The 6,129-nt window shown below is 56.8% G+C and carries 4 protein-coding genes, 1 tRNA gene and 2 rRNA genes (1 of these 7 only partly in view); 3 read left to right on the top strand and 4 right to left on the bottom strand.

Annotated elements, in window-relative coordinates:
- The 3 genes from AADW23_RS02300 to AADW23_RS02290 all read left to right on the top strand — a co-directional run.
- Nucleotides 1-2,507, top strand: a 23S ribosomal RNA gene (locus tag AADW23_RS02300); it begins 323 nt to the left of the window's first position.
- Between the two features lie 158 nt (nucleotides 2,508-2,665).
- A 5S ribosomal RNA gene (gene rrf / locus AADW23_RS02295) occupies nucleotides 2,666-2,780 on the top strand.
- Nucleotides 2,781-2,856: 76 nt separating this feature from the next.
- Nucleotides 2,857-2,933, top strand: a tRNA-Met gene (locus AADW23_RS02290).
- Between the two features lie 533 nt (nucleotides 2,934-3,466).
- Here the strand turns inward: AADW23_RS02290 and AADW23_RS02285 are convergent.
- From AADW23_RS02285 to pcaC, 4 genes are all read right to left on the bottom strand, one after another.
- Nucleotides 3,467-4,300: a 3-keto-5-aminohexanoate cleavage protein gene (locus AADW23_RS02285; RefSeq protein ID WP_341862915.1), complete on the bottom strand. Its 834-nt coding sequence runs from the start codon at nucleotides 4,298-4,300 to the stop codon at nucleotides 3,467-3,469.
- 63 nt (nucleotides 4,301-4,363) lie between these two features.
- Nucleotides 4,364-4,978, bottom strand: a complete 615-nt coding sequence (pcaG, locus tag AADW23_RS02280; RefSeq protein WP_341862914.1) for a protocatechuate 3,4-dioxygenase subunit alpha — start codon at nucleotides 4,976-4,978, stop codon at nucleotides 4,364-4,366.
- Nucleotides 4,979-4,980: 2 nt separating this feature from the next.
- On the bottom strand, nucleotides 4,981-5,727 hold the full coding sequence (pcaH, locus tag AADW23_RS02275) for a protocatechuate 3,4-dioxygenase subunit beta (protein ID WP_341862913.1): 747 nt from the start codon (nucleotides 5,725-5,727) through the stop codon (nucleotides 4,981-4,983).
- Entirely contained in the window at nucleotides 5,724-6,104 is a 381-nt protein-coding gene (gene pcaC, locus AADW23_RS02270; RefSeq protein ID WP_341862912.1) for a 4-carboxymuconolactone decarboxylase, read from the bottom strand. Before pcaC ends, pcaH begins: the two co-directional genes overlap by 4 nt.
- Nucleotides 6,105-6,129: the final 25 nt, after the last annotated feature.

Raw genomic sequence — 6,129 nt, 5'->3', positions numbered from 1 at the left:
AGAAGGACCTGGAAAGGTCCGCCATAGTGGGTGACAGCCCCGTATGAGAAGCATAATTGGACGTATCAAGTAGGGCGGAACACGTGAAATTCTGTCTGAAGATCGGAGGACCACCTTCGAAGGCTAAGTACTCCTTACTGACCGATAGTGAACCAGTACCGTGAGGGAAAGGTGAAAAGCACCCCGACGAGGGGAGTGAAACAGTTCCTGAAACCGAACGCCTACAAGCAGTCGGAGGCTCCATGCGAGCTGACGGCGTACCTTTTGTATAATGGGTCATCGACTTGGTCTCACGAGCAAGCTTAAGCCGTTAGGTGTAGGCGCAGCGAAAGCGAGTCTTAATAGGGCGAATGAGTTCGTGGGATCAGACCCGAAACCGAGTGATCTAGGCATGTCCAGGATGAAGGTTAGGTAACACTAACTGGAGGTCCGAACCCACACCTGTTGAAAAAGGTCGGGATGAGGTGTGCCTAGGGGTGAAAGGCCAATCAAACTCGGAGATAGCTGGTTCTCCGCGAAATCTATTTAGGTAGAGCGTCGACCGAATACCACGGGGGGTAGAGCACTGGATGGGTAATGGGGCCTCACCGGCTTACTGATCCTAACCAAACTCCGAATACCCGTGAGTACTAGTCGGCAGACACACAGTGGATGCTAACGTCCATTGTGGAGAGGGAAACAACCCTGACCTCCAGCTAAGGCCCCTAATTCATGGCTAAGTGGGAAAGCAGGTGGGACGACCAAAACAACCAGGAGGTTGGCTTAGAAGCAGCCATCCTTTAAAGATAGCGTAACAGCTCACTGGTCTAAATAAGTTGTCCTGCGGCGAAGATGTATCGGGGCTCAAGCCATGAGCCGAAGCTGAGGATGCACATAGTGCATGGTAGCGGAGCGTAGTGTGACTAAACTAATCTCTCTTTATTGCCCTTAGGGGTGATCCGGAGAGAAGGGTTTTTCTGTGAAGCCGGGGCGTGAGCCATCCGGTGGAGAGATCACTAGTGAGAATGATGACATGAGTAGCGACAAACAGGGTGAGAGACCCTGTCGCCGAAAGTCCAAGGGTTCCTGCTTAAAGTTAATCTGAGCAGGGTAAGCCGACCCCTAAGGCGAGGCCGAAAGGCGTAGTCGATGGGAACCAGGTTAATATTCCTGGGCCAGCCAGTAGTGACGGATCGTGAAGGTTGTTCACCCTTATTGGATTGGGTGGGCCGCTAATCGGTTCCTGGAAATAGCTCTGGCATAAGATCGTACCCTAAACCGACACAGGTGGACTGGTAGAGAATACCAAGGCGCTTGAGAGAACTATGTTGAAGGAACTCGGCAAAATACCTCCGTAAGTTCGCGAGAAGGAGGCCCAGTTTCTACGCAAGTATTGACTGGGGGCACAAACCAGGGGGTGGCGACTGTTTACTAAAAACACAGGGCTCTGCGAAGTCGTAAGACGACGTATAGGGTCTGACGCCTGCCCGGTGCCTGAAGGTTAAAAGGAGGAGTGCAAGCTCTGAATTGAAGCCCAGGTAAACGGCGGCCGTAACTATAACGGTCCTAAGGTAGCGAAATTCCTTGTCGGGTAAGTTCCGACCTGCACGAATGGCGTAACGACTTCCCCGCTGTCTCCAACATAGACTCAGCGAAATTGAATTGCCTGTCAAGATGCAGGCTTCCCGCGGTTAGACGGAAAGACCCCGTGCACCTTTACTACAGCTTCAGACTGGCAACAGGACTGGGATGTGCAGAATAGGTGGTAGGCTTTGAAGCAGGAACGCTAGTTTCTGTGGAGCCACCTTTGAGATACCACCCTTCGCATTCTTGTTGTCTAACCGCGGTCCGTTATCCGGATCCGGGACCCTCTGTGGCGGGTAGTTTGACTGGGGCGGTCGCCTCCTAAAGAGTAACGGAGGCGCGCGAAGGTTGGCTCAGAGCGGTCGGAAATCGCTCGTTGAGTGCAATGGCAGAAGCCAGCCTGACTGCGAGACTGACAAGTCGAGCAGAGTCGAAAGACGGCCATAGTGATCCGGTGGTCCCGAGTGGAAGGGCCATCGCTCAACGGATAAAAGGTACGCCGGGGATAACAGGCTGATGGTGCCCAAGAGTCCATATCGACGGCACCGTTTGGCACCTCGATGTCGGCTCATCTCATCCTGGGGCTGGAGCAGGTCCCAAGGGTACGGCTGTTCGCCGTTTAAAGAGGTACGTGAGCTGGGTTTAGAACGTCGTGAGACAGTTCGGTCCCTATCTGCCGTGGGTGTAGGATATTTGAGAAGAGTTGCCCCTAGTACGAGAGGACCGGGGTGAACGATCCACTGGTGTACCAGTTGTTCCGCCAGGAGCAGTGCTGGGTAGCTATGATCGGAAAGGATAACCGCTGAAGGCATCTAAGCGGGAAGCCCCCTTCAAAACAAGATATCCCTGAGAACCGAGGTAGACCACCTCGTCGATAGGCCAGAGATGTAAGCGTGGTAACACGCTCAGTTGACTGGTACTAATTGTTCGATAGGCTTGATTTGATCCAGTGAAAGACAGGAATTGTCGTGCGCCTCGAAAGAGGAGCGACTTTACCTGATCCTCATGGACAATGAAGCATCACCAACACCATACAGTGTTAAAATCTGGATAGTATTGTTACACATCGTGTAGCTTAGCTGATTGTTTGTTTCTTTCTTGGTTTGGTGGTCATAGCGCGAGCAAAACACCCGGCTCCATTCCGAACCCGGCCGTTAAGTGCCGTTGCGCCGATGGTACTGCATCTCAAGGTGTGGGAGAGTAGGTCACCGCCAAACCTAGTAAGAAACAAACATATCTCTCTAACGATACCCAAGCCTCATCATGACCGCACTGGCCACGAGGCGATATTGTCGCGGGATGGAGCAGCCCGGTAGCTCGTCAGGCTCATAACCTGAAGGTCGTAGGTTCAAATCCTACTCCCGCAACCAATAATCTCTCTACTTTAGACGCTTAAGTGCCTCCCTCCGGGAGGTTTTTCGCGTTTTGTGGCCATTTGGAGTTCCGAAAACCGGCTCTGAGGGGCGTTTTGTGGAAAAACACGAAGAAAAACCCGGAAAATTGCCCGAAAATCGGTCCTTTGGAGGGCCATAGGTGGTCGTTTTGAGCATGGAGAGAGGCCGATCTAAGCCCCTTGATGCCATCGAATCCGACCCTAACGTACCGCGCGAAGGCCCAGAATCGTTCGTGCCTGGGCCGGTCCTGAAGGTCGTAGGTTCAAATCCTACTCCCGCAACCAATAATCTCTCTACTTTAGACGCTTAAGTGCCTCCCTCCGGGAGGTTTTTCGCGTTTTGTGGCCATTTGGAGTTCCGAAAACCGGCTCTGAGGGGCGTTTTGTGGAAAAACACGAAGAAAAACCCGAAAAATTGCCCGAAAATCGGTCCTTTGGAGGGCCATAGGTGGTCGTTTTAAGCCAGGGGGAGAGGCCGATCTAAGCCCTTTAATGCCATCGAATCCGACCCTAACGTACCGCGCGAAGGCCCAGAATCGTTCGTGCCTGGGCCGGTGTGGCGACCGGTCGGTCATACTTCGCGCAGAGGTCCACGGCTCGCTCCACCAGCGCTGCGTTGGACGGCGCAAGGGTGTTGCGGTCCAGGCGGATGTTGTCCTCCAGCCCTGCGCGCGTGTGCCCGCCGCGAGAGATCGCCCATTCATTCACCGTCAGCTGAGCCGGGCCGATGCCCGCCGCACACCATTGGGCGGTGGGGGAGAGGCGATTGAGCGTCTCGATATAGAAATCAAAAATCCGCTCGTCCGCTGGCATCGCGTTCTTAACCCCCATCACAAACTGCACGTAGAGCGGCCCTTTGAGCCGACCGTCCGCGGCCATGCGTGCGGCCTGGACAATGTGGCTTAGATCGAAGGCCTCAATCTCGGGTTTCACGTCGTGGGAGATCATCTCGGACGCCAGCCAATCCACCAGATCGGGCGGGTTTTCGTAGACGCGGGTGGGGAAGTTGTTGGACCCCACAGAAAGCGACGCCATGTCGGGGCGAAGCGGCAGCATGCCGCCCCGCTCGGCCCCGGCGCCAGAGCGACCGCCGGTAGAAAGCTGCACGATCATCCCGGGGCAATGGGCCTCTAGCCCCTCTTTCAGGCGGGCAAAACGCTCGGGGTCCGAGGTCGGTTTGCCCGCGTCATCGCGCACATGACAATGGGCAATGCTGGCCCCTGCTTCAAAGGCGGCATGGGTGCTTTCGATCTGCTCGGCGATGGTGACAGGCACGGCGGGATTGTCGGCCTGCGTCGGCACAGATCCGGTGATCGCGACACAGATGATGCAGGGGTTGGTCATGGAAACCTCTTGTCCGGGGCCGCGCAGAATGCGCGTCAGAGGATGACCCTGCCCAATGCCCCCTTAGATGTCAAAAAACACCGTCTCATCCGGCCCTTGCAGATGGATGTCGAAGCGATAAACGCCGTCGCCCTCGGGCTTTGCCATAAGGGTGGGGATGCGGCTTTGATGCTCGATCCGGGTCAGGATGGGATCGGCGGCATTGGCCTCGGACTCGTCCTCGAAATAGATGCGTGTGTGCAGGCCGATGTTGATACCGCGGGCCACGATCCAAGCGGTGATATGGGGCGCTTGCATCCGACCATCGGGGAAGGGGACGGCACCGGGCTTGACCGTGCTGAAGGTGAACTCACCGGTTTCCATATCGCCGGGCGATCGCCCCCATCCGGTGAAATTCGGGTCTGCCGTGCCGCGGGTTTCATTGGCCGAGGGGAACAGCCCCGCCGCGTCCGGCTGCCAGATCTCGACCATCGCATCGCGCAGGGGCGTGCCCATGCCGTCAAAGACCGTGCCTTTGATGGTGATCTCTGTCCCCTGCACGGGGCCGGTTTTCATCGAGGTACCCAGATCGCCGCCATAGATATCAATGCCAGTAAAGTTTGGCGTGCAGCCGATATGCACATAGGGTCCCGCGGTCTGGCTGGGGCTTTCTTTCAGGTAATCCAGCTTGTGAGCCATGATCAAAGCCCCTCCTTACGGTTCTCAAAATAGGTTTGCCGTTGCCCGCGCAGGACCATGTCAAAGCGGAAAGCACGGCTATCCATCGGCACTGTCCGGTTCATGTCGAGCGGCGCGGTCAGGGCGTCCACTGCCTCTTGCGACTTGAGGATACCCACGATGGGGCACAGCGGAATATGGGGGTCGCCCTCAAAATACATCTGCGTAATCAGGCGTTGGGCAAAGCCGTGCCCGAACAGGGAAAAATGAATATGCGCAGGCCGCCAGTCGTTCATGCCGTTAGGCCAGGGGTAGGGGCCGGGCATGATGGTGCGGAACTCGTAGCTGCCGTCTTCCCCCGTGATCGTGCGCCCACAGCCGCCAAAGTTGGGGTCCAGCGCGGCAAGGTAGCTTTCCTTCTTGTGGCGATACCGGCCGCCCGCATTGGCTTGCCAGAACTCGACCAAGGCACCGGGAACGCCGCGCCCCATCTCGTCCATCACCCGACCGTGGACGATAATCCGCGGGCCAATCGCGCTTTCGCCGGGGCGCGCGTAGTTGAGGATCAGGTCGTTATCCAGCTCTCCCAACATATGATGCCCGAACATCGGTGAGGTCTCTTCGCTCAGCGTTGTGGGAAACGACAAAAGCGCCGCCTGAGGGCTGCGTTTCACGCTGGTCTTGTAGGGGGGCGTCAGGGCATCGGGCTGCCAGTTGCGATCCCGAGGGATAAAGCCACCGGCCTTGGGGGGCGTGTTGTGGGTGCTCATAGATCTACTCCCATCTCGGCGTAGGTTTGCTTGGCCAATTTGATCGCATGATTGGCCTTCGGGACGCCTGCGTAAACGGCAACGTGCATAAAGGCCTGCAAAACGTCCTGCGGGCTGGCGCCGGTGTTGGCCGTGGCACGGATATGCATGGGGATTTCCTCAAAATTACCCATCGCCGCCAGAAGCGACAGCGTCAGCATCGACCGTTCGCGGTGCGAGATCGCGTCATCGGCCCAAACCGTGCCCCAGGCACCTTCGGTAATCATCTGCTGGAACGGCGCATCAAAGGCGCTTTTGTTGGCCTCGGCCCGGTCCACATGGGCATCGCCCAGAACCTTGCGGCGCGTGGCCATGCCTTGGGTTTGGCGCTCAGTCATCGGGGATTCCTTCTTGGGGGCGGGC

The organism is Gymnodinialimonas sp. 57CJ19 (assembly GCF_038396845.1).
Lineage (GTDB): Bacteria > Pseudomonadota > Alphaproteobacteria > Rhodobacterales > Rhodobacteraceae > Gymnodinialimonas.
Note: the sequence above shows the minus strand (reverse complement) of the source record. Positions and strands in the feature narration are given on the sequence as shown.